This window comes from Bacillus sp. ISL-39 (assembly GCF_018613295.1).
Classification (GTDB): Bacteria; Bacillota; Bacilli; order Bacillales; family Cytobacillaceae; genus Mesobacillus.
In genome coordinates, this window is sequence record NZ_JAGGQM010000002.1 from 630,514 (window position 1) to 652,037 (window position 21,524).

Below are 21,524 nucleotides of genomic sequence, written 5' to 3' on the forward strand. Positions count from 1 at the left end.
ATCCCCTTTTATTTCTGGACTTTCAAGCCCATCAGATATTCTGTTAATGCATCAAGTTCTTCTGTAGAAAGCTCAGGATACTTGCCAGTCATTTTGTTTGCTGGCTTGTATGCTTCTGGGTCTTCCAGCCATTTCTTGATATTTTCTTCTGACATATCCAAGACACCAGCAACACGAGAACGATCTCCGAAGTTTGTCAGGTTAGGGCCAACACGAGCTTTTTCTGGAGCCGTGTTTGCCGGAGTAACGGCGTGACATCCAATACAGCTGTTGTTGAAGATTTCCTGTCCCTGCTGTGCAGTTGCAGTTTCAGCCTTAACAGGTTCTTTAACACCTTGCATATCTGCTACCCATTGATCGAATTCAGCGCGTGGCAAAGCTTTTACTTTGAAGTCCATCAATGCGTGTGAAGGTCCGCAAAGCTCAGCACATTTTCCGAAGAAAAGTCCGCCAGCTTCATCAGCTCCTTTACTGTCAAACTCAAGCCAGAATTTGTTGATGTTGTCTGTATTCGTATCCATCTTTCCACCAACAGATGGAATCCAGAAAGAGTGCTTTACATCAGAAGCCTTAAGATTAAAGTAAACCTTTTCATCAGTAGGGACTACTAAATCCTGGCTGGTGATGATCTCTTCATTTGGATACTCAAATTCCCACCAGTAAAGATTCGCGCGCACGTTGACTACAAGCGCATCAGTCTTTCCTTCAGCGTTCTTCTTTTCCATTGGGGAAACATCCGCCAACTTAAATGTTGCAGCAACTGTAGGAACAGCAAGAATTAGAAGCAATAAGATCGGAATAACAGTCCAAAGGATCTCAAGCTTGTGGCTTCCCTCGACCTGCTTTGGAATTTCTTTGTCATTCTTCCTGCGGAATTTCATAATGACATAGATAAAAATGATTGTGACGACAGCAATTACTCCCACCATAATCGCCGTGCTCAACAACATAAGTTCATACTGGGATTGAGCAACTTCACCTGCAGGTCTTAATGTTGACAGGTATGGCTCACCACAGCCGGACAAGACTAATGCCATCAATGTGAACAGTGACAGCAGACGCCATTTAGCAAGCATCTTCATAGCTTAATTAAACCCCTCTTTCGTAAAAAATCTTATAAATTTGGTTGTAAAAAAATATATGGAAAAATCCTCTCTAAACAAAGAGTGAATCTCCTAACAAAGGTTATATAAGTGTGACAATTACCATAGCGACAAACATGACAGTTAAGTATTGTAAAGAATATACAAACATCAGTTTTGCCCATTTCATATCATCTTTAAGCTTTTCGAGGTAGATTCCCAAAACAAGCCATCCAATATTCAGGATTGTTGCCAGAATCATGAATGATAGGCCAAGCTCCTGAAGGAAGAAAGGCAGCGGCAACAAAGCTGCAATCCACATATAGATCGACTTTTTCGTCGCTTTGAAACCCTTTACGACAGGCAGCATCGGGATACCAGCTGCACGGTATTCCTCTACTCTTCTCATTGCAAGAGCGTAAAAATGAGGCGGCTGCCAAACAAAAACAATGGCAAAAAGCATCCATGCCATTATATCCAGATTAGCATCCACTGCAGCCCAGCCGATAAGCGGAGGAACTGCTCCGGATATGCTGCCGACAATTGTATTGGAAACATGTTGTCGTTTTGACCATAATGTATACAGAACAACATAACTAAAAACTCCGAAAAGACCGATTATAGCAGCCGTGACAGTAGTCGTAAGCAAAAACGCGGTGCCAATCCCAATCAAAAGGAAGCTCATCAATGCAACTTTTCCAGGCTGGACTCTTCCTGTGACGGTCGGCCTGTCTTTCGTCCGCTCCATTAAATGGTCTATATCCCGGTCGATGTAGTTATTCAGGCTGCATGAACCAGCGACGATCAGCGAAGAACCGATCAAGGTCGCAAGAATTAAATCAATATTGTCCAGGAACCGTGCTCCGCTAAAATGAAGCGCGAGCCATAATCCAGTAAAAGTGGTCATGGCATTGGAATTCACAATTCCTACTTTAATGAGTGCAAGAAAGTCTTTCATCATCGTCTTCTCCACGACTGCAGGCTGTCCGTTCTCTAATACAGCTTCTGTTAAAGCTTTTGAATTAGACATCCATATCCTCCTTCATCCCTTTTCCATCAAAATTCCAGAGACGAAATTTTTACAAAAAAAAGAAGAGTATTTGTACTTTATATTCCGGAAAGTTTTCACTATTCTTAACGTATTAAGGCTGTTAAATGTTTGTGTAGAAAAATAAAGCCTACGTTGTATATTAAATCACACTTCACAACTTTTTTGTGAATTTTTTTTGAACAAAATTTGACTAATTTGTGTCTTACCGCCATTATCCATAAAGTTCATTTTTATTGCAAGGAATTTTAACTTGATATTAATAGATTGTTTGAAGAGCTTCTTTTATTCGAATATACATATTCTTGGATAATATTTTCATGTTTGTAAAATTGCTGGTATGTAATCCCATAATTTATAGCAACTCGTTATTGCCAAGTGCATTTTACCGATAAACCTGTTTGTTGTCCATGTATAATAGTAAGTATTGAAATATTGACTATTATTGTGTAGTATCTTAAGTATTGTTTTCTATCCTTTTTCGTCAAAATTCGTTATTATAGGGGTAGAATTTTTTCTTTTCTACAAGCTTCTTCTATTATACATGTCAAGTTTATTATTTGACAACTTATCGAACTATGAATAAGCAGGTGATGATCATGAATCGTTCCCTTAAGTGGCTGGCTGTTTTAACCACAATTGGGATGCTTTTTGTTTTGCTCGGAGGAGCTTTGGTTACCAAAACTGAATCAGGTATGGGGTGCGGCAAATCCTGGCCCCTTTGTAACGGGGAATTCGTTCCTACTGATATAACCCCGGAATTGGTAATTGAACTTGCCCACCGATTAGTGTCGGGCAGCGTAGGCATTATGGTGCTTATTTTGTCCATTTGGACATGGAAGGCTATTGGGCACATTCGCGAAACGAAGTTTTTAGCAGTTTTATCTTTTTTCTTCCTTGTTCTTCAGGCATTGATCGGCGCAGCCGCTGTGGTTTGGGGACAATCTGATTTTGTCCTTGCACTTCACTTCGGAATTTCGCTGATCTCTTTTGCGGCTGTACTTTTATTGACCATGCTTATTTTTGAAGTCGATCAAAAGTTTCAGGCTGAAAAACTGGTGATCGATAAAAGGATGAGGTTCCATATTATCGGGCTTTCCGTTTACAGCTATATTGTCGTATATACTGGCGCTCTGGTCCGGCATATGAATGCCAGCCTGGTTTGCAAAGACTGGCCTTTATGTACAAATGGCGGTGCCTTCCTTCCTACCAACATTTACGAATGGGTACAGATGGGGCACAGGGCTGCTGCAGGTTTCATTTTCATTTGGATTGCATATGTCACCTACATTGCCGTCAAACATTACAAACATGAAAGAGTATTATACTGGGGATGGATCATTTCAATGATCCTTGTGTCACTGCAAGTCATTGCCGGCGCATTGATCATCTTCACAAGACTCAATCTGTACATTGCCCTGGGACACGCTTTCTTCATTTCTGTTCTGTTCGGAGTATTCAGCTACTTTATCCTTTTAGTTTCGAGGAGCAAGAAGAATGCTGCCAGAGTCGAAAACCCTAAACCCGTTGAACTTTCCCCGGCAACGGTAAAATAAAAAGCTGCAGCGTATGCTGCAGCTTTTTATTACTATCTCAATGACTACGACCTGACTTATAAGAATTTTGATTTACTGCAGCTTTTGCAGGTATAGACTGAGCAGTCCTGTCCTTCTTATACTTCTCTTCATATTTAACAAACATCGAAACATTTACCAATATCCCCATCGATAGTGCGAGCTGCAGCAAGGAGGAACCTCCATAGCTTACAAACGGCAGCGGTACTCCTGTCAGTGGAATGACCCCGGAAGCCCCCCCAAGATTAACGAATGACTGAATCCCAATCATACTGGAAATCCCAATTGCCAGCAAACTGCCAAAGGGATCCTTGCACTTAAGCCCGATATGAATCCCTTTCAGAACGATGAAGGCTAGACTCAGCAACACAAAGCCTACACCAAAAATCCCCAACTCCTCAGAGATGACTGCAATGATGAAATCCGTGTGTGCTTCAGGCAAATACCCAAGCTTTTGATTACTTTGTCCTAATCCCAGTCCTGTCAGCCCGCCTGAACCAATTGCATAATAGGCATTAGCCAGTTGATATCCGGATTTTTGTTCATCATCGAAAGGGTTGCTATATGAGGTAAGACGTTCCAAGCGCCGCTCCGAAAATACTTCATCTTTCAATATTAGCGAAACAGGTACCAATAATATCACTACAATCATTACCAGCTTCAAGATATTTTTAAAATTCATGCCTGAAGACATAATGATTGATGCTGCAATCAGCATGATAATACCTGCTGTCCCGAAGTCAGGCTGAACAGCGATAAGGAAAAACACCATGACCAGAAATAGCAGAGGCGGGAGCACACCTTTATTGAATTCATTTATGTATGATTGTTTATTTGCATACACAGCTGATAGATAGATAATGACACTTAATTTAGCAAGCTCCGATGGCTGGATGCTCCTGGCTCCAACTTCTATCCAGCTAAGGGCATTACCCGCTACTTTACCTACGACGAACAGGATGAGTAAGCCTAATAGAGTAACGATCACCATAGGAAGTAAGATCCTGGTGCTTCGCATTGCTTTGTAGGGAAATAAGGCCGCTAAAATAAATACAAACAGAGCTGTTATTAAATTGAATTTTTGTTTGTCATAAAAGAAATCACTGTCTACTCCATGCCAGGTGACCATGCTGGCACTATAAACCATGACAAGTCCGAACAAGCTCAACAGAGCAACAACAATGATCAATGAATAGTCATAGGATTTCAGTATTTTTTTAAACATCGTCTCTTCCCCATCTTCTAAGTTGTTTAATCTATTCTACTATAAGTTGAAATATCCTGCCTTTGTCAAAGGAAAAGTTATGGAATTCTTAATATATTGTCATCAAAGTGTAATGCAGTTTACGAGAAAAAACTTAAAAACTTATGTAAAGAGCAACATCCCAAAGTACCTCACAAAAAAACTCAAACAATCGTTAAGGACTGTTTGAGTTTTTAGGAATTTTATTTTTTTAACGAAGCTTCATGCAATATGGAAAGCTCTTGTTCCAATTGGTCGAGAATGACTTTCCCATCTGATTCTTCGATTAAGCCGAGTCTTACTGCAAAATCTATCTCTCTCGATAATCCAAACATTTGCGTATCTAAAACCTCTTCATAAAGAGGGCATTGAGGCATTGTCAGGTTATCCATTTGCACTTTGATCAGCTTTAAAATTTTATCAGCGTCAGCCTTTAATAAGGCATGTGCTTTTTCCTGATGATTGATTATCATATCAGACGCCAACTTGATCCCCCCGTTTCCGAGCGATTACCTAATCCTATCTTTAAATTTTACCCTTAAGTGGACAAAAAAGCAAGAATATTAGGGATGCAGAATTTAATGGTTAGCGTGCTTTAGGGGAGTTGAAATGACAGCTTGCCAAAATATCGTTATACTGAATAAATAATATATGTAAAAATGCAGGAGGAAATTATGGAGACAATCATCCCTATCGGAGGAAGAGTTAAATACAAGATTACTTTGGATCCTGGTGTCTGGATTTTCGACGACCGCAAAGTAGATTTGAATACATATTTCAACGAAGACCAAAAAACCGATGATGCCCTAGAGGAGTATACTAAATCTGTCTCAAAGCATTGGGACCGTGAAATTATGGAAGGTGCCGTTTATCCGCCTACACTTAAAACAGAAGTTAAGTTTGAAAAGGAAAAAGTCCTGACAGGCACTTTCGGCATTCCCTTTAAACCATTTCTTGATAATGCCGAGCCAGATCAGACTGCTGGGACTGTTGTAATTGAATACGGCGATAATGATCAGATAGCTCTTTCCCTCAAAGAAGCTTCTGGTATTATCCTCGGGTTTTCCAAGGACGGCAAACCATTAAAAGAAGACGGACCACTGCATGTATATTTCAAGGATGGCTCCAATAAAGACAGTCCAATCAAAAATGTTACCGGATTCCTAGTGGAATAAGCTATAAGGCACTGCCAACGGGCATCATATGGATGCCCGTTTTATTATTGCCTCTTCCCGAATATTAAGTACAGAATATCAATTCAACAGATCGGCTGCGAGCTGGGCAAGAGGTGATCTTTCTCCTTTTACGAGCCGGACGTGACCGGCAATCTGCTGATCTTTGAATTTTTCCACCACATACGTCAGGCCATTATTGTAAGCGTCCAGGTATGGATGGTCAATCTGGTCGGGGTCACCCATCAAGACGATTTTACTACGTTCCCCAACCCTTGTCAGGATGGTCTTCACTTCATGCTTTGTCAGGTTCTGTGCTTCGTCAATAATAATGAATTGATCCGGAATGCTCCTACCCCTTATATACGTTAATGCTTCTACCTCGATTGAACCCATTCCTGCCAGTATGGCATCAAGCTCTCCAGGTTTTTTTGTATTGAAAAGGAATTCGAGGTTATCATAAATAGGCTGCATCCATGGTCTGAGCTTTTCCTGTTTTTCACCAGGCAAGAAGCCTAAATCCTTCCCTACTGGCACGATTGGCCTTGCTACAAGCAGCTTTTTAAAAATGCCCAAGTCCTCGGTCTGCAGAAGGCCTGATGCCAATGCGAGCAAGGTTTTCCCTGTGCCTGCCCTCCCTATCAAGGTGATCAGAGGCATGTCTTGCCGTAAAAGCAGTTCCATCGCCATGATCTGCTGTACATTCCTCGGCTTGATTCCCCAGATGTGTTTACCCTCATGTTCAAAAACAAGTTTTTTCACTTTTTTACTTTTGGTATCGATCATACCTATTGCGGACGCTGAACTGCCGAGAATATCCTTCATGATCACAAACTGATTTGGGTAAAAAAAGTTTTGCCCTTTTAAATCAGAGATATTCAGTTCTCCTCTTTCATAAAAGCGATTAAGCTCTTCTATTTCCAAGTACACTTCTGCATAGCCCGAATACAGATGGTTAATTTCCACAACCCTGTCACTTAAAAAGTCTTCAGCGATCAGGCCGATGGCATCTGCTTTGACACGGACAAGCGCGTCCTTACTCACAAGGATTACTGGACGCCCATCTTCCTTCGTTTCCTCTTCAAGGCTCAGGTTTTTAGCTACCGCCAGTATTCGATTGTCATTTGTTTTTTCAACGAAGATTTCCTGCAGTTGGTGGAAGGATCGATGGTTCAGCTCTATCCGAAGCGTCCCACCGCCCTCAAGGTTGATTTTCTCATGCAGCTTACCTGTTTCCCTCATGCCGTCTATGAGCCTTGAAACCTGGCGTGCATTGCGCCCAATCTCATCCATATATCTTTTCTTTGAATCCACTTCCTCCAGAACTACAGCAGGTATGACAACTTCATTGTCTTGAAAAGAAAAAATTGCGTGCGGATCCTGTAGTAAGACGTTTGTATCCAGTACGTATATTTTACTCAAATTGATGCCTCCCGCCTTATTAATCTCGACTTTGGCCAACTTGGCAGCCTTGGCCGGGACTTTGGTAAAATATATGACTTTTTGAATAAAGATAGAAGATATTTTGCACAATAACCTTTGAGCATTTATTTTTTACAGCTCCTGTTGGAAACTTTGTTGCCTGCTTTATTCCCACTTCAGGTTATATCCAATAGGGGGGTTCACGAGAAAAATCACAAGAGAAATATAAAGGGAATACTGGCTAGGAAACTGCTTTCTTCTTTTTAATACTTAGTTGTGGATAAGGACTTTTTACGAATAAAGAATCGGAGGGGTTCATTAATGATAAAATTGGTTGCTGCCATTTCGTTTGTGCTGCTTTTGACTGCGTGCAATGGACAGAACAACGCCAACAAAGCTGACGAAGATCATAAGGTTAAGGTCCAGAATAGTGCAATAGAAGATGTTGACCGCCAATCTGGCCAGGAGATATCCCGCCATCTTGTGAGCCTGACAACTCACATCCCGAATGTGGACGATGCCGCTGCTGTAGTAGTCGGACGCTTTGCTATAGTGGGGATCGACGTTAAGGATAAAATGGAGAGGTCTGAGGTAGATACCGTTAAATATACAGTGGCGGAAGCATTAAAGAAAGATCCGCACGGTGCCAGGGCAGTAGTTGTTGCGGACCCAGATATCACAGCGAGATTAAGGGAGATATCAGAGGATATACAAAACGGCCAGCCTATCCAGGGTATTATGAACGAGCTTTCTGACATAACCGGCAGAGTCATGCCAGAGGTTCCAGCCGATATGATTGAGCCGCAGACCAAAAGCCCGACCGAGGATCCTAAGAAGAAACTGGACGATGGTGAACAAAAACAATTGGAAAAGGAACAGGAACAACAATCGAATTATCATAAATGACAAAAAGCTTAGTCGATTGACTAAGCTTTTCTCATTGCATCCATTACCTGATTATCCAGGCGTGCCGCAGCGTCTTTATCATATGTCTTGTCGTATTGAGGTTCAGCGACGATTTTTGATCCATAGAACATAACGTCCCTTACTTCGCTGATTTTGATTTCAACTAACGCCAGCTTCAAAGGTACACCTTCGAGCTTTTCCTGCTTGACGTTCGCTGACCCGCTGATTGAATATGTAGATTCATTTGCGATCAGGTTGATTACTGCTTTGTCATTGCTCTTGATATTCTCGATGATTCTTGAACGGTTATCCACCGCAAAGTAAACGGTTTCCTCATCCTTTGCCAGTACCCAGGAAATCGCACTGACATTCGGGCCGGTGGTTTCATGGTCCACTGTTGCCAAGGTGACAAAACGCTCTTTTTGCAATTCATCAAACAACGGTTTGATTAGTTTAGGTTCTACTTGATTTGCCATATTCACCCTCCTTACACTATCATAATAGTACTACGAATTCTTTAGGCAGGGCAAATCAAATGATTTTCCCTGTTCAGTTTGGAAACAATGATATACTATAATATAATCCAATCTCAACCAGGCTATGTATTATAATTATTGATAAGAGGTGTAATAATGAGAGTCAAATGTGTACTTTGCGACAAAATTGAGAATATTAACAGCGATACCCTTCAGGCTAAGCGGCTCAGGAACCGGCCGATCCATACATATATGTGTGAACCATGCAATGAACGAATTGCCGAAAAAACGAACAATCGAATCGCCACCGGGAATTTTAAGTTATACCGCTCCCGTATAAAGAAGGATGATTGGTGATTGTGTATAGTCCTCTATAAAGTTATAAGGAGTGGTGCGGGACTGATTCAGACAGCTTTTGGGATTCCCCCTAAAACCAGTCTGAATCCACCCAAACCTTATGCAAGCTTTTCCCTCTCTATAAGGGTGCGATTCTTGACTAATCATGCCCTTATGCAAGCTTTCCCTCTCTATAAGGGTACGATTCTTGACTAATCATACCCTTATGCAAGCTTTTCCCTCTCTATAAGGGTACTATTCTTGACTAATCTGCCCTTATGCAAGCTTTTCCCTCTCTATAAGGGTACGATTCTTGACTAATCATGCCCTTATGCAAGCTTTTCCCTCTCTATAAGGGTACGATTCTTGGCTAATCATGCCCTTATGCAAGCTTTTCCCTCTCTATAAGGATACGATTCTTGACTAATCATGCCCTTATGCAAGCTTTTTTCTCTCTATAAGGGTACGATTCTTGACTAATCATGCCCTTATGCAAGCTTTTTTCTCTCTATAAGGGTACGATTCTTGACTAATCATGCCCTTATGCAGGCTTTTCCTTCTTTATAAGGGTACAATTCTGGCTAATCATACCCTTATGCAAGCTTTTCCCTCTTTATAAGGATAAAGTTCCTGATGAATCATGCCCTCTCTGAATCCAGAACTTCTTTTGACAGCTTTCCAGCTCTCCCTCAAACCTGCCTTAATTCACGTCTTGAAATAAACAACAGCAAAAAAATCCGCCCATACAGGGGCGGATTTTCATTAGTCTTCTTCTGGGTAGTTGACGTATTTGTCTGGTTCCTGCCTGATCTGGTCGAGCATGACTTCGATCAGGTCGCGGGGGAAACGGTACTCTTTAGAGTTGCCTTCCTGAACGACGGTGACGTAATACATTAATGCATCTCGTTTTAATTCTTTTGATTCAACATTATGTTCATCGGCAAGAATTTGTTCGAATAATTGTGTTGTGTCTTGAGCAGCTGTATCTTCTGGCCGAGCGTCGCTGACAATTTTGATGGTCAGCCAATTATAAATTGCATCCTGGAGTGATTTCATTTCCCCAACTCCTATTTGACATTCGCTTCTGCTTTTTTATGCTGACGCAGCCTGAGCTTGTAAATAATCAGAATAAGCGCAGCGACCACAAGTCCTTCCGTGATGGGAAGGAAAATAGCAAGGAAGGTCAGGACTGTAGAGCCAAGCAATAGGAACGTGTAGATAATGATACTCTTAAACAACGGCAGCTTCTGCGCAAATCCAAGTTTATATACAAGGATACTGAGAGCGGCAATTGTCAGGTAAAGCATCCACATTCCAACCGTCGGATTCTCATCTACCCTGAATAATGCTGCAAAAAATGATAATCTCTGGCTTACATCCATCCTTCTTCCCCCTACTTAATTAAGCTTCAGCGAATTTTTTCTTTTTAGCTTGTCTTTCACGCTCATTCTTATCAAGAATTTTCTTACGGAGCCTGATTGATTCTGGTGTTACTTCGCAATACTCGTCATCGTTCAAGTATTCCAAAGATTCCTCAAGAGTCATGATTCTTGGCTTTTTGATAACGGAAGTCTGGTCCTTATTGGCAGAACGAATATTAGTTGCTGCCTTTACCTTCGTGATATTTACCGTGATGTCATTTTCACGAGTGTGCTCTCCGACAATCATGCCTTCATAAATTTCAGTTCCTGGCTCAACAAAGATCGTTCCGCGGTCCTCTACTTGCATGATTCCATAAGTAGATGCCTTTCCTGATTCCATTGATACGAGAACACCCTGACGGCGTCCGCCTACCTGGCCCTGAAGCATCGGCTGGTAGCTGTCGAATGTATGGTTAATGATACCATATCCGCGAGTCAATGTTAAAAACTCTGTTGTGTATCCGATAAGTCCGCGTGCAGGTACGTTGAAAATCAATCGAACCTGGCCGCTTCCATTGTTAATCATATCAAGCATTTCACCTTTACGTGCGCCGATAGATTCCATAATGGATCCTGTGTGTTCTTCGGGAACATCGATTTGAACGCGTTCAACCGGTTCACATCTTACTCCATCTATTTCCCTAACAATTACTTCAGGCTTTGACACTTGAAGCTCATAGCCTTCTCGGCGCATGTTTTCAATTAAGATAGACAAGTGCAGTTCTCCACGTCCTGAAACGATCCATTCATCAGGTGAGTCAGTATTGTCTACTCTAAGACTAACGTCAGTTTGAAGCTGTGCGCGAAGTCTTTCTTCGATTTTCCTTGCAGTCAGGTATTTCCCCTCACGGCCTGCGAACGGGCTGTTATTGACCAGGAACGTCATCTGTAGGGTTGGCTCATCAATACGTAAAACCGGCAGTGGATCCTGGTTGTCGAATGGACATACTGTTTCACCAACATTAATGTCTTCCATTCCGGAAACTGCAATTAGGTCACCAGCATTGGCTTCCTGGATTTCCTGGCGCTTCAGGCCGAAGAAACCAAAGATCTTAGTTACACGGAATTGTTTTACAGAACCGTCAAGCTTCATCAACGCTACCTGCTGGCCAACCTTCATCGTACCACGGAAAACACGGCCGATTCCAATTCTGCCTACATAGTCATTGTAATCAAGAAGAGCAACCTGGAATTGAAGAGGCTCTTCTCTGTTATCAACTGGTGACGGAATATTATCAATAATGGACTCGTACAACGCCTGCATGTTCTCATCCTGTTTTTCAGGGTCCATGCTTGCTGTTCCGTTGATTGCAGATGCATATACAACTGGGAACTCAAGCTGGTCCTCATCTGCACCAAGTTCGATGAATAAGTCTAGGACTTCATCAACTACTTCCGAAGGACGAGCAAAGTCTCGGTCAATCTTATTAACGACAACAATTGGTGTTAAATGCTGTTCAAGTGCTTTTTTCAAAACAAAACGTGTTTGCGGCATGCAGCCTTCATATGCATCGACAACAAGCAATACGCCGTCAACCATTTTCATGATACGCTCTACTTCGCCGCCAAAGTCAGCGTGTCCAGGAGTATCAAGAATATTGATACGTGTATCGTTATAAGAAATGGCTGTATTTTTCGCGAGGATCGTAATTCCTCGTTCTCTTTCTAAGTCGTTTGAATCCATTGCGCGTTCTTCAACATGCTCATTTATACGGAATGTGCCTGATTGCTTTAGAAGCTGGTCAACCAAAGTCGTTTTACCATGGTCAACGTGGGCAATGATCGCTATATTTCTAATATCTTCTCTTAATTTCAAAAAAGTCACCCTGCCTTTAATATCATAATTTATCTATTGGCTTTTTACACAACTTACATATTATAACACAATTAGAGTAGAAACCTAAAAGCATTTTATTGTACAATTAAATATATTATTATTTGCACCAAATGTCGAATGGGGGAATCACCTTGAAGCAGATAAAATGGCCATTATTATTTTTCGCATTTGCAGCCGCTTCATGCATGATCGGTATTGGAATCGCCATCGGTGAAAGGAGTATTGCCGGTACTCTGGCATGTATTATTGCCCTTGTTTTCGTGATGGGATTCGGCTTTAAGAAGAAAAAGCAGATGAGAGAAGCAGGAGAACTTTAGAAATTTTTCTTTTCTTAATAGTAGGACCGGCTGGGTTTCCAGCCGGTCATTCTAAAGGGCGGACCATGATCAAAAAGGTTTCGCCCTTGTTTTCTTCTGTTTTGAATTGTTCAAAGCCGCAGTCTGTTAGGAAGTTGGACCATTCATATTCATCGATGGGAACAGCGGCAAAAACAGCTTTTTGACCATTCACTTTAAATTCATCAGAGAGCTGGTTCATAATGGCTGATGCAATTCCCCGCCTTCTTTCCTCCGCTTTCACCAATATGGTGCCAAGCCACGGTTTTTGGTTGGAGGGAGCCGATTTCACATGATAGGAAATTGCCACAGGAATTCCTGCCTTTTCCCAAACCCTCCATTCACCTGAAAAACCTTCGTAATGTTCCATATACTCTTCTAAAGACAAGTTCCCCAACTCATTTTTTCTCCATTTTGAGCTAGTGGATATTAATTCCTGAAAAAACACGAAATCCACATTTTTAAATGGCCGACAGGTTAAAATCACCATTTTCCATCCTTTAGATAATTTCTAAGGATTTCCCTGTGCAGGCCTGGCTTTGATACAAACAAAGAGCTCTGCTGAAGCAAATCCAGCTCTCCTCCCCTAAGGTCCGTAGCTGCTCCACCAAGTTCCTTAATCATGATGATGCCGGCAGCAATGTCCCAAGGTGCAAGCCTAGGAGTCATATAGGCATCTATTCTCCCAGTAGCGACATACACCATTTCCATGGCCGCCGATCCATAGGAACGTGTCCCTCTTACGTCTTTTACCAGGGGAATGAGCATCTCGTGATCTATTCGTTTATTAGGGGCCACCCAGGTAGCATTAAGAGCAATAATTGCTTCACTCACCTTTGCATCTGTAAGTTCCGGAATTGTTTTTTCGTTTAAATAAACACCATTCCCTTTGACGCAATGATAGAGTTCATCGTGGACCACATCATAGATGAGTCCGATTACTCCTTCCCCATCAATATATATGCCGATAGAAATCGCAAAATTGCGCTGCTGGTGAACAAAATTCATTGTCCCATCGATTGGGTCTATGATCCAGACGACTCCTGATAAAGAAGTCACTTCATCTCCGTACCCTTCCTCGCCCATGATGCGATGTTCAGGATAGGTACCTTTAATCTTTTCGATAAAGTATTGCTCTGTCCCTTTATCAATATCTGTAACCAGGTCATTCGGATTTGATTTTGAGGTAACATTTAAAGTCTTCGGAAAAGAAGCCCTGATATTTTCACCGGCTTCCTTGATCCAGCTTTTCGCATATGTATCAATTTCTTTCAGGTTATATTCCATTCAGCTTTCCCCCGTTCATATATTTTTACGATCAATCAAGCTTTAGGAATCTATTTAAGCTTATCGGATAATGTTCAATATCATCAAGTATTAGGATTACCCGCGGCAACTATATAACATGCAAAATTCCAGGATGAAAATGATTTTTCGCAATGGGTTACTGACAGAGCATTATGATTACCTTATAATTCATTGCTACAATAATACCGCCGATTAGGATATTAAATAACTTATTCATTCATTCCGCAACGGCCAGCTGAGACATTTAAAACACACTTTTTCATGTTTATTTTTGCAGTTGTTCCTTCATTTGCGGCATTTTAGTGGTCGTTATTACATAAGAAACGAACTCCATCAATTTTACAGGAGTTCGTCAAGGGTCTTGATTGCTGCAGATTTCCATTATTGTCATCATACTTACCTTCTTCTTCCGCAGAACATTTTATCTCTTACAGAGCTTTTAATCGTAATAATTCTTGTCGAATTCTTTCGAGTTTCTGTTTGCATTCTTTCATTTTCGGTTTATCAGAGTCTGACATTGCGTCAAAAAGGGTAGCTAATTCATAATCCATTTCCAAACGCAGTACAGCAGTTCGTTGGAGTTCGCCATTTCTTTTTCTTGTTGAGTTTATCAGTTGTTTCATTAATTTACACTCCTCTATTAATTTCTGGTTTTTTATTTATTGTATGAATTTTCAGCTGCAGTGGTACAAATTTGTGCGTATACCCATAACTCTGAAAAATGCCTGTCGCTTCTTTTTTCATAAAGATTTTGCTACAATATTTGACAAAGTACTAGGAGGTTTTTATATTGTCATTTTCAGGATTTGAACAAGCAGATTTCAATGTTTTTAAAATAGACGGCCTTGATGAACGAATGGAGGCTTTAAAATCCCAGATCCGCCCGAAACTGGAAGACCTCGGCCAATACTTCGCTCCAACGCTCTCAAGCATTGCAGGCGATGAGATGCATTACCATGTCGCAAAACATGCAAGGAGAACGAAGAATCCGCCTAAAGATACGTGGGTAGCGTTCGCCAGCAACTCCAGAGGATATAAGATGCTCCCCCATTTTCAGATAGGATTGTGGGAAACCCACGTCTTTATCTGGTTTGCTGTAATTTACGAAGCACCTGAGAAGGAAGCGATCGGTAAAAAACTCGAAGAGAATATCGATTCCATCTACACCAGCACTCCAAAGGATTTCTATTGGTTAATCGACCATATGAAGCCTGAAGCCACTGTTCACAGTAAGCTTTCAAAGGAAGAACTTCTTTCCATGTTCAAGCGCCTGCAAACCGTTAAAAAAGCTGAAATCCTATGCGGTCTGAACATTCCCCGCGAAGAAGCCGTCAAACTAAGCGGTGATGAAATGCTTTCCAAAATTGAGTTGGTATTTAAAGAAATATTACCCCTATATAAATTGGCATAAACCTTGAAATGCGTAGGCGACTGCCCATTTTCGACAAGCGCTGCCCGCCTGAAACGCCACATCGTGTGGGTGGCGGGTCTAGCACATCGTGTGCCACGGAGGCCCTGACAGTGAAGTCGTTCTTTGACTTCAGTGGCAGGGCCGAAATCGAAAAGTATAGCCGACTGTCCAGGAGGCGACATTAGACAAGCGTCTCGAGGAAATAGGAGCCGGAGCTGGACAAAAGAAAGAGCCCATTTTGCATGGGCTCTTTCTCCAAATTTATCTGATTCTTATTTTTTTCTTTTCTGAACTACTTTAACCTTTTCACCTGAGCCGGTTTCTTTAATTGCTTTTACTGCCTGGTATGGTACATAGCCACTCACTTCTTCAAATTCATTGAATAGTGTTTTTTCCTTGGCCTTTCCAGGCACGATTTCTTGAAAGCGTCGGTATGCTTCAAGTAATGAATCTCGTTCAATTCCTTTTTCATAAGCCTTTTCAATGCATTCATAAAAATGAATAACATCGACAATTTCATCTGTTGACCATGTGTAGTCTATTGGATACTGGTATTCCATTATTTCACCTGCTTTTTGTGCTATGCCCCGGCTGCTCCTGGGCACCCTTTGTATGTTTATCGATTTTACAGGTATTTGTAATGGATCGCAAGAAAATCGGGCCTTACTTACTCCAGATTGTTCTTATTTCTTCGGCTTCTTTGATGATTCTGCCGAAAAGCTCCGCCACTGAAGGGGAGTCTTTAATCAATCCCATCACCTGGCCAGCCCAGCCAAAGCCATTTTCATCATCCCCTTCATATATATACTTACGGTTCGCGCTTCCGCTGATCAACTCTTTTAATTCTTCATAACCTCCGCCTTGTTTCTCTATTTCGAGGATCTTTTCCGTCAATGGGCTGGCAATCGCCCTTGCTGGCATCCCGAGCGTCCTTTTTATAACTGTGGTATCATTTTCGGTGCCTTCCACAAGCTTCTGCTTGTACAGCTCGTTTGCATGGACGCATTCTTTGGTAGCGATGAAGCGTGTACCCATTTCTATCCCTTGTGCTCCAAGGCTCAACGCTGCCATCAGACCTCTTCCATCACCAATACCACCTGAAGCGATAACAGGTATGCTCACTGCATCTACAACTGATGGAATAAGCACCATCGTTCCTATATCACTCTTCCCTAAATGTCCGCCGCCTTCCTGACCGACAACCATCACTGCATCTGCACCCAGCTCCTCCGCTTTCTGTGCCTGCCTTTTCGCTGCTACAAGGACAAGTTTTTTAATGTCGGTCCCTTTTAACTGGTCAAAAATCGGTGCAGGGTTTCCCCCTGTCATCGAAATAACAGGAACATTTTCTTCTATAGCAATAGCCAGAAAATGAGAAAACGGCCTTCCATGCTGCCCGATGGCAAAATTAACTCCGAATGGCTTGTCAGTCAGCATTCTCACTCTATGTATTTCTTTTCTTAATGCCTCAGGATCTGGGAGTGACATTGCTGTTATTTGACCCAGTCCCCCTGCATTTGATACAGCTGCGGCCAATTCTGAATAAGCCAGATACGCAAGACCTCCCTGGACAATCGGGTATTGTATGCCTAAAAGGTTCGTTACATCTGTATTCCAGTTCATATTCCCTCTCCTCCAAATGCTGTTTCTTTAATACTTCTATTATAGGAGCCATATTTCCTGTTTTCTTTATGCTGGATTGGAGTTTTTCTTCATATTTTGAATTTCTTTGCAAACACCTTGATTAGTGCTATAATGCATGTGTTTTATTTTTTCAAAAGTTAATCATAACCTATAAACAAGGAAATCCAATACATTAAAGAGGTGTGATCGTCAATTGTCACAAAAAGAAACACCGTTGTTTACAAGCCTATTAGCGCACGCAGAAAAGAATCCGATTCAGTTTCATATTCCCGGCCATAAAAAAGGGAGCGGGATTGACCCCGAGTTCAGAGAGTTTATTGGTGATAATGCCCTGTCCATTGATTTGATCAACATCGGCCCCCTTGATGACTTGCATTCCCCTAAAGGCATCATCAAGCAGGCACAGGAACTTGCAGCTGAAGCATTTGGCGCTGATCATACTTTCTTTTCAGTACAAGGAACAAGCGGCGCGATCATGACCATGATCATGACTGTCTGCGGACCTGGAGATAAGATTATCGTTCCCCGGAACGTTCATAAATCAATTATGTCGGCTATTGTTTTTTCCGGAGCCATTCCGATCTTCATCCATCCTGAGATTGATAAGAAGCTCGGAATTTCTCATGGAATCTCAACTGACTCAGTCGAAAGGGCACTGGAACAGCATCCAGATGCAAAAGGTCTTCTTGTAATCAACCCAACGTATTTCGGCTTTGCAGCTGACTTAAAAAAAATCGTTGAACTTGCTCATTCTTACGATGTTCCAGTTCTGGTGGATGAAGCCCATGGGGTCCATATCCACTTCCATGAGGATCTTCCGCTTTCAGCCATGCAGGCAGGAGCTGACATGGCTGCAACAAGCGTCCATAAGCTTGGCGGATCAATGACGCAAAGCTCGATCCTGAATGTAAAGGAAGGTTTGGTATCGTCTAAGCGTGTTCAATCAATCATCAGTATGCTGACAACTACCTCCACTTCTTACCTCTTGCTCGCATCACTGGATACAGCGAGAAGAAGACTTGCTATTGAAGGAAGGGACATCATCGACAGGACGATCAAGCTGGCGCAATGGATTCGCGGTCAGGTAAACGAAATTGAACATCTTTACTGCCCTGGCGAAGACCTTCTTGGCACGAATGCAACCTTTGATTTTGACCCAACAAAAGTACTCATCAGCATCAAAGACCTGAATATTACTGGATACGAGGTCGAAAAATGGCTTCGCGAGAAATACAATATCGAAGTAGAACTTTCAGATTTGTATAATATCCTTTGCATCATCACCCCTGGTGACACACAAAAAGAAGCTGAAATTCTAGTTCAGGCATTACGTGAACTTTCTAAAGAATTTCACCACCTTGCCGAAAAGGTGCATGCTGAAGTTATGCTTCCGGATATCCCGTTACTGGCGTTGACACCTCGGGATGCGTTCTACGCCGATACCGAAGTTGTGCCTGTAGAGGAGTCAGAGGGACGAATCATAGCAGAATTCGTAATGGTGTATCCACCAGGGATTCCAATTTTCATTCCAGGAGAAATCATTACAGAAGAAAACCTTGTATATATAAAGACCAATATGGAGGCCGGCCTCCCTGTGCAAGGCCCAGAAGATGATGAACTAAAATCCTTCAGGGTGATCAAGGAACACAAAGCAATCAGATAAGAAAAGCGCAAGCGTCTTGTTCAGCCCGACAAGCGCTGGAGGTCCGCCCAGTGAAGTCGTTCTTTGACTTCACTGGGCGGACTGGTGCGACTCGAGGGGCTAGGCGCTGGAGATGGACAATTCTCGAAGTGAAAATTTACTGTTTCTTATCTTGTAAAAAAAGAGGGCATGCAGCTTTGCATGCCCTTTCATCTATTCTTATCTTTCCTCTGCACCTTCATGGTCGCAGCAGTTGCATTTTTTTGAATATAATACCGTTACTTTCTCATCTTCGAAATGGTCAATTGTAGCATTGCAAGTTTGACAAACGATTGTGCCCATCTTTTCAATCTCCTTTTCGTTTTGATTTTTGAAAGCGCTTCATCATTTCTAATTATATAATAATATAACACTATTAAGATTTCAAGCCTAAATTGTATAACACTTTTTCTTTTCAAGAGGTGATTTTTATTTTATGTACCCATTATATATGAAATAAAAACAATTAGTATGACACTATTTGCACAAAAGTTAAATCGCTGTTGTTCATGGGTTAACTTGTCATCATGGCAATTCCTAAGAAACTAAAAAACAGGCCTTTTTGGCCTGCTCTCGTCTCCCGCTTATTCGTATTGAGTCTGGAACGGGGCTGTCGGCAATTCTTCTTTGAAAAATAATGCAAGGTCCTCAGCCTGCCGGACTTCTGTAATATGGAATGCTTTCTGCAAATATTCTACGTCTTCAATGTCCTTAGGGTCGAGGAGTGCTGAACGCCCCGTCTGCATGCAGACTACCAGAGGTTTTCCGAAAAACATGTTGGTAGAGACAATCCCAAAGTCATAACGAGTGTCATTAGTAGTAAACCCCACAAACCTGACGTGAACCTTTTCATGCTCATCATAAAGCTTTTCGAATAGTTCCATATGCCTCCTCCTTTTTAATTAAATATTTAGAATATTATTATAATTTATTTTTGACAAAAAGGCAAGTGTATAAAAAGCTAAAAAGCTTTTATTCTATTGTCAATGGTTTTTCAGGAGTGATAAAATGGTGAAGAATAGATAGGAAAAGGGGATTGGACGATGTCTAGTAATGCTTATATTAAACTTGTTCCATCATCATCTCAGCAAGCCATTTCCACTGAAGAACTAAAGGATTTATTTAATTATTATAAGGAAATAACTGCTAAAACAGGTGACCAGGTTGATTGGAATTATGAAAATTCAGCATTTCCTTATGATCTGAAGGAAAAAGAGGATGGGAAAGGCACATGGTTCTATCTGCAATCATCCCAAGATCGTTATAATGCAGTACTAATCGGCGTTGATAAAGAAACAGTTGTCGACGAAGACGGGACAGAACGCGAACAATCATACATACAAATTACACTTCCTCCAACAGCGACAGCTGGGGATAAAGGAAAAGCAAATGAATTCAGTAAATTCATCGGTAAAAAATTGCAGGGCGAACTTCATTTATTTAATGGAAGAGTCATGTATTTCTATCCACGTAAATAAAGGTTACATAAAATACACGAGAAAAATTTTTGTTTAAAACATCAAAAACGGCTGCTACTGGGCAGCCGTTTCTTTATTTGCAGGAGTTTCGATAAGTTCAGGATCGACAATTTTATATCCTTTATTTTGCAGGCCTTTTACGATATCCCCCAGCGCTGTGCTTGTCCACTGTCTGTCATGCATCAGTAAATTCGCTCCATTCCTGAGTAAAGGCGTATTCACCATAATATCCGCAAGAGCTTCCTTTGATTGATAATCCTTTTCCCAATCATAACCATAGGTCCAATTCATTAGCAGCATTTTCTCTTCTGCGGCCAGCTGCTTGCTGTAGTCAGTATTCATTCCGAATGGAGCCCTGAAGAATTCCGGCCTTTCACCAATCAGTTCCTCAACCCTGTCATTAAGATCTACAATTTCTTTCCTTTGCTGTTCCTCGGATAAATCCCTTAACGATTTGTGATTATATGTATGGTTCCCAATTGGAAAGCCCATTTGATGAATTTGCTTTAGCACTTCCCCTTCTTCTGGAGTGTCAAGGAAGTGGCCATTTACAAAAAAGATAGCTTTTACATTTAATTCTTTTAAAGTTTTGGCCATCTCAAGAGCATTTTTGTCCGGAGCGTCGTCAATTGTCAATAAAACAATTTTTTCATCAGGGTTGTCAATATTTTGGATAGAAAAATCGCCTTTCATCCTATATTGTGGTGATGCCTGTAATACTTCTTCGCTCTTTTTTTCATCTTCACCTGGTTTCTCCGCTGGTTCTGCAGCTTCTGTTTCCGGCTTTTCCTCCGCGGCTTTTTCATCTTTCTGGATTTGTTCTTGCTGTTCTTCACTGGTGCCTATTGGCTTCTGTGCTTCTTCTGCAGCCCCGCACCCGGCTAAAATAGCCGAAGCAGCTATAACTGATACTATTGTTTTTTTCAAGACTTTCCCCTCCCGCTGGTATATCTTTGCTGACAAAGCTGATGGATTATAATTTTTTACATGCTCAGTTTTTCAGGAAATAAAGGACATTGTCATATGAATCGACCCATAAATAGCCAGGCTCAAAACCGTTATAAGAAATGTTTTCCTTGTGGATTTCATTATATGATTGCCGATTATTATGGCTAAATAGAAAAATACCAAGAACATAATACCATTATAA

At 41.5% G+C, this 21,524-nt stretch carries 25 protein-coding genes; 8 read left to right on the forward strand and 17 right to left on the reverse strand.

Annotated features, from left to right (window positions below; all coding sequences use genetic code 11):
- Positions 1-8: 8 nt before the first annotated feature.
- Positions 9-1,082: a cytochrome c oxidase subunit II gene (gene coxB, locus J7E37_RS04945; protein ID WP_214777413.1), complete on the reverse strand. Its 1,074-nt coding sequence runs from the start codon at positions 1,080-1,082 to the stop codon at positions 9-11.
- A gap of 103 nt (positions 1,083-1,185) precedes the next feature.
- Positions 1,186-2,112, reverse strand: coding sequence for a heme o synthase (gene cyoE / locus J7E37_RS04950; protein ID WP_215022781.1), 927 nt, complete (start codon positions 2,110-2,112; stop codon positions 1,186-1,188).
- Between the two features lie 617 nt (positions 2,113-2,729).
- On the opposite strand from cyoE, the gene J7E37_RS04955 reads away from it, so the two are divergent.
- Positions 2,730-3,686: a COX15/CtaA family protein gene (locus J7E37_RS04955; RefSeq protein WP_214777732.1), complete on the forward strand. Its 957-nt coding sequence runs from the start codon at positions 2,730-2,732 to the stop codon at positions 3,684-3,686.
- 37 nt (positions 3,687-3,723) lie between these two features.
- On the opposite strand, the gene J7E37_RS04960 is transcribed toward J7E37_RS04955, so the two are convergent.
- Complete coding sequence (locus J7E37_RS04960) at positions 3,724-4,929, reverse strand: FtsW/RodA/SpoVE family cell cycle protein (protein ID WP_214777417.1); 1,206 nt, start codon at positions 4,927-4,929, stop codon at positions 3,724-3,726.
- Between the two features lie 221 nt (positions 4,930-5,150).
- The gene (locus J7E37_RS04965) at positions 5,151-5,432 is read right to left on the reverse strand and encodes an Fpa/YlaN family protein (RefSeq protein ID WP_041965554.1); all 282 of its coding nucleotides are present in this window, start codon (positions 5,430-5,432) and stop codon (positions 5,151-5,153) included.
- A 189-nt stretch (positions 5,433-5,621) separates the two neighbouring features.
- On the opposite strand from J7E37_RS04965, the gene J7E37_RS04970 reads away from it, so the two are divergent.
- Positions 5,622-6,122 carry a molybdopterin-binding protein gene (locus J7E37_RS04970; protein WP_214777419.1) on the forward strand — a complete coding sequence of 167 codons (501 nt, stop codon included), beginning with the start codon at positions 5,622-5,624 and terminating at the stop codon, positions 6,120-6,122.
- Positions 6,123-6,200: 78 nt separating this feature from the next.
- Here the strand turns inward: J7E37_RS04970 and J7E37_RS04975 are convergent, their stop codons facing one another.
- Entirely contained in the window at positions 6,201-7,541 is a 1,341-nt protein-coding gene (locus J7E37_RS04975; RefSeq protein WP_214777421.1) for a PhoH family protein, read from the reverse strand.
- Between the two features lie 321 nt (positions 7,542-7,862).
- Between J7E37_RS04975 and J7E37_RS04980 the strand changes: the two genes are divergently transcribed.
- Positions 7,863-8,447, forward strand: a complete 585-nt coding sequence (locus tag J7E37_RS04980; protein WP_214777423.1) for a YhcN/YlaJ family sporulation lipoprotein — start codon at positions 7,863-7,865, stop codon at positions 8,445-8,447.
- 20 nt (positions 8,448-8,467) lie between these two features.
- Here J7E37_RS04980 and J7E37_RS04985 read toward each other — a convergent pair whose 3' ends face one another.
- Positions 8,468-8,923: a pyridoxamine 5'-phosphate oxidase family protein gene (locus tag J7E37_RS04985; RefSeq protein ID WP_214777425.1), complete on the reverse strand. Its 456-nt coding sequence runs from the start codon at positions 8,921-8,923 to the stop codon at positions 8,468-8,470.
- A 156-nt stretch (positions 8,924-9,079) separates the two neighbouring features.
- Here J7E37_RS04985 and J7E37_RS04990 point away from each other — a divergent pair, with 156 nt between their 5' ends.
- Complete coding sequence (locus J7E37_RS04990) at positions 9,080-9,280, forward strand: YlaI family protein (RefSeq protein WP_214777427.1); 201 nt, start codon at positions 9,080-9,082, stop codon at positions 9,278-9,280.
- A 741-nt stretch (positions 9,281-10,021) separates the two neighbouring features.
- Here the strand turns inward: J7E37_RS04990 and J7E37_RS04995 are convergent.
- The 3 genes from J7E37_RS04995 to typA are packed head-to-tail and all read right to left on the reverse strand — an operon-like array spanning position 10,022 to position 12,496.
- Positions 10,022-10,315 (reverse strand): hypothetical protein, encoded by a 294-nt coding sequence (locus tag J7E37_RS04995; protein WP_213366665.1) that lies wholly within the window; start codon positions 10,313-10,315, stop codon positions 10,022-10,024.
- An 11-nt stretch (positions 10,316-10,326) separates the two neighbouring features.
- Positions 10,327-10,641, reverse strand: coding sequence for a YlaH-like family protein (locus J7E37_RS05000; RefSeq protein WP_214777429.1), 315 nt, complete (start codon positions 10,639-10,641; stop codon positions 10,327-10,329).
- Positions 10,642-10,660: 19 nt separating this feature from the next.
- Entirely contained in the window at positions 10,661-12,496 is a 1,836-nt protein-coding gene (gene typA, locus J7E37_RS05005; RefSeq protein ID WP_214777437.1) for a translational GTPase TypA, read from the reverse strand.
- A 152-nt stretch (positions 12,497-12,648) separates the two neighbouring features.
- On the opposite strand from typA, the gene J7E37_RS05010 reads away from it, so the two are divergent.
- Positions 12,649-12,834 carry a YlaF family protein gene (locus J7E37_RS05010; RefSeq protein WP_214777439.1) on the forward strand — a complete coding sequence of 62 codons (186 nt, stop codon included), beginning with the start codon at positions 12,649-12,651 and terminating at the stop codon, positions 12,832-12,834.
- 46 nt (positions 12,835-12,880) lie between these two features.
- On the opposite strand, the gene J7E37_RS05015 is transcribed toward J7E37_RS05010, so the two are convergent.
- The 3 genes from J7E37_RS05015 to J7E37_RS05025 form a co-directional block, all read right to left on the reverse strand.
- Positions 12,881-13,249, reverse strand: a complete 369-nt coding sequence (locus J7E37_RS05015) for a GNAT family N-acetyltransferase (protein ID WP_215022782.1) — start codon at positions 13,247-13,249, stop codon at positions 12,881-12,883.
- Positions 13,250-13,335: 86 nt separating this feature from the next.
- On the reverse strand, positions 13,336-14,139 hold the full coding sequence (locus tag J7E37_RS05020) for an inositol monophosphatase family protein (RefSeq protein ID WP_214777443.1): 804 nt from the start codon (positions 14,137-14,139) through the stop codon (positions 13,336-13,338).
- 449 nt (positions 14,140-14,588) lie between these two features.
- Entirely contained in the window at positions 14,589-14,783 is a 195-nt protein-coding gene (locus tag J7E37_RS05025) for a hypothetical protein (protein ID WP_214777445.1), read from the reverse strand.
- A 167-nt stretch (positions 14,784-14,950) separates the two neighbouring features.
- Here J7E37_RS05025 and J7E37_RS05030 point away from each other — a divergent pair, with 167 nt between their 5' ends.
- Entirely contained in the window at positions 14,951-15,571 is a 621-nt protein-coding gene (locus J7E37_RS05030) for a YktB family protein (RefSeq protein ID WP_215022783.1), read from the forward strand.
- A gap of 272 nt (positions 15,572-15,843) precedes the next feature.
- Here J7E37_RS05030 and J7E37_RS05035 read toward each other — a convergent pair whose 3' ends face one another.
- Both J7E37_RS05035 and J7E37_RS05040 read right to left on the reverse strand, forming a co-directional pair.
- Entirely contained in the window at positions 15,844-16,131 is a 288-nt protein-coding gene (locus J7E37_RS05035; protein WP_215022784.1) for a UPF0223 family protein, read from the reverse strand.
- Positions 16,132-16,234: 103 nt separating this feature from the next.
- Complete coding sequence (locus J7E37_RS05040; RefSeq protein WP_215022785.1) at positions 16,235-17,194, reverse strand: NAD(P)H-dependent flavin oxidoreductase; 960 nt, start codon at positions 17,192-17,194, stop codon at positions 16,235-16,237.
- A 214-nt stretch (positions 17,195-17,408) separates the two neighbouring features.
- Between J7E37_RS05040 and J7E37_RS05045 the strand changes: the two genes are divergently transcribed.
- Entirely contained in the window at positions 17,409-18,878 is a 1,470-nt protein-coding gene (locus tag J7E37_RS05045; protein WP_214777452.1) for an aminotransferase class I/II-fold pyridoxal phosphate-dependent enzyme, read from the forward strand.
- 198 nt (positions 18,879-19,076) lie between these two features.
- On the opposite strand, the gene J7E37_RS05050 is transcribed toward J7E37_RS05045, so the two are convergent.
- Together J7E37_RS05050 and J7E37_RS05055 are read right to left on the reverse strand one after the other, a co-directional pair.
- Positions 19,077-19,199, reverse strand: a complete 123-nt coding sequence (locus tag J7E37_RS05050) for a GapA-binding peptide SR1P (RefSeq protein WP_023615067.1) — start codon at positions 19,197-19,199, stop codon at positions 19,077-19,079.
- A gap of 281 nt (positions 19,200-19,480) precedes the next feature.
- Positions 19,481-19,780, reverse strand: coding sequence for a DUF3055 domain-containing protein (locus tag J7E37_RS05055; RefSeq protein WP_214777453.1), 300 nt, complete (start codon positions 19,778-19,780; stop codon positions 19,481-19,483).
- A 159-nt stretch (positions 19,781-19,939) separates the two neighbouring features.
- Between J7E37_RS05055 and J7E37_RS05060 the strand changes: the two genes are divergently transcribed.
- The gene (locus tag J7E37_RS05060) at positions 19,940-20,374 is read left to right on the forward strand and encodes a DUF1885 family protein (RefSeq protein WP_214777454.1); all 435 of its coding nucleotides are present in this window, start codon (positions 19,940-19,942) and stop codon (positions 20,372-20,374) included.
- Positions 20,375-20,428: 54 nt separating this feature from the next.
- Here J7E37_RS05060 and J7E37_RS05065 read toward each other — a convergent pair whose 3' ends face one another.
- Positions 20,429-21,301 carry a polysaccharide deacetylase family protein gene (locus J7E37_RS05065; RefSeq protein WP_251009439.1) on the reverse strand — a complete coding sequence of 291 codons (873 nt, stop codon included), beginning with the start codon at positions 21,299-21,301 and terminating at the stop codon, positions 20,429-20,431.
- Between the last annotated feature and the right edge of the window lie 223 nt (positions 21,302-21,524).

What these genes read in the sequence shown, in the direction of transcription:
- coxB (WP_214777413.1), bottom strand. Translation starts at nt 1,082, where the DNA reads ATGAAGATGCTTGCTAAATGGCGTCTGCTGTCACTGTTCACATTGATG.
- cyoE (WP_215022781.1), bottom strand. Translation starts at nt 2,112, where the DNA reads ATGTCTAATTCAAAAGCTTTAACAGAAGCTGTATTAGAGAACGGACAG.
- J7E37_RS04955 (WP_214777732.1), top strand. Translation starts at nt 2,730, where the DNA reads ATGAATCGTTCCCTTAAGTGGCTGGCTGTTTTAACCACAATTGGGATG.
- J7E37_RS04960 (WP_214777417.1), bottom strand. Translation starts at nt 4,929, where the DNA reads ATGTTTAAAAAAATACTGAAATCCTATGACTATTCATTGATCATTGTT.
- J7E37_RS04970 (WP_214777419.1), top strand. Translation starts at nt 5,622, where the DNA reads ATGGAGACAATCATCCCTATCGGAGGAAGAGTTAAATACAAGATTACT.
- J7E37_RS04980 (WP_214777423.1), top strand. Translation starts at nt 7,863, where the DNA reads ATGATAAAATTGGTTGCTGCCATTTCGTTTGTGCTGCTTTTGACTGCG.
- J7E37_RS04985 (WP_214777425.1), bottom strand. Translation starts at nt 8,923, where the DNA reads ATGGCAAATCAAGTAGAACCTAAACTAATCAAACCGTTGTTTGATGAA.
- J7E37_RS04990 (WP_214777427.1), top strand. Translation starts at nt 9,080, where the DNA reads ATGAGAGTCAAATGTGTACTTTGCGACAAAATTGAGAATATTAACAGC.
- J7E37_RS04995 (WP_213366665.1), bottom strand. Translation starts at nt 10,315, where the DNA reads ATGAAATCACTCCAGGATGCAATTTATAATTGGCTGACCATCAAAATT.
- J7E37_RS05000 (WP_214777429.1), bottom strand. Translation starts at nt 10,641, where the DNA reads ATGGATGTAAGCCAGAGATTATCATTTTTTGCAGCATTATTCAGGGTA.
- J7E37_RS05020 (WP_214777443.1), bottom strand. Translation starts at nt 14,139, where the DNA reads ATGGAATATAACCTGAAAGAAATTGATACATATGCGAAAAGCTGGATC.
- J7E37_RS05025 (WP_214777445.1), bottom strand. Translation starts at nt 14,783, where the DNA reads ATGAAACAACTGATAAACTCAACAAGAAAAAGAAATGGCGAACTCCAA.
- J7E37_RS05035 (WP_215022784.1), bottom strand. Translation starts at nt 16,131, where the DNA reads ATGGAATACCAGTATCCAATAGACTACACATGGTCAACAGATGAAATT.
- J7E37_RS05040 (WP_215022785.1), bottom strand. Translation starts at nt 17,194, where the DNA reads ATGAACTGGAATACAGATGTAACGAACCTTTTAGGCATACAATACCCG.
- J7E37_RS05050 (WP_023615067.1), bottom strand. Translation starts at nt 19,199, where the DNA reads ATGGGCACAATCGTTTGTCAAACTTGCAATGCTACAATTGACCATTTC.
- J7E37_RS05055 (WP_214777453.1), bottom strand. Translation starts at nt 19,780, where the DNA reads ATGGAACTATTCGAAAAGCTTTATGATGAGCATGAAAAGGTTCACGTC.
- J7E37_RS05060 (WP_214777454.1), top strand. Translation starts at nt 19,940, where the DNA reads ATGTCTAGTAATGCTTATATTAAACTTGTTCCATCATCATCTCAGCAA.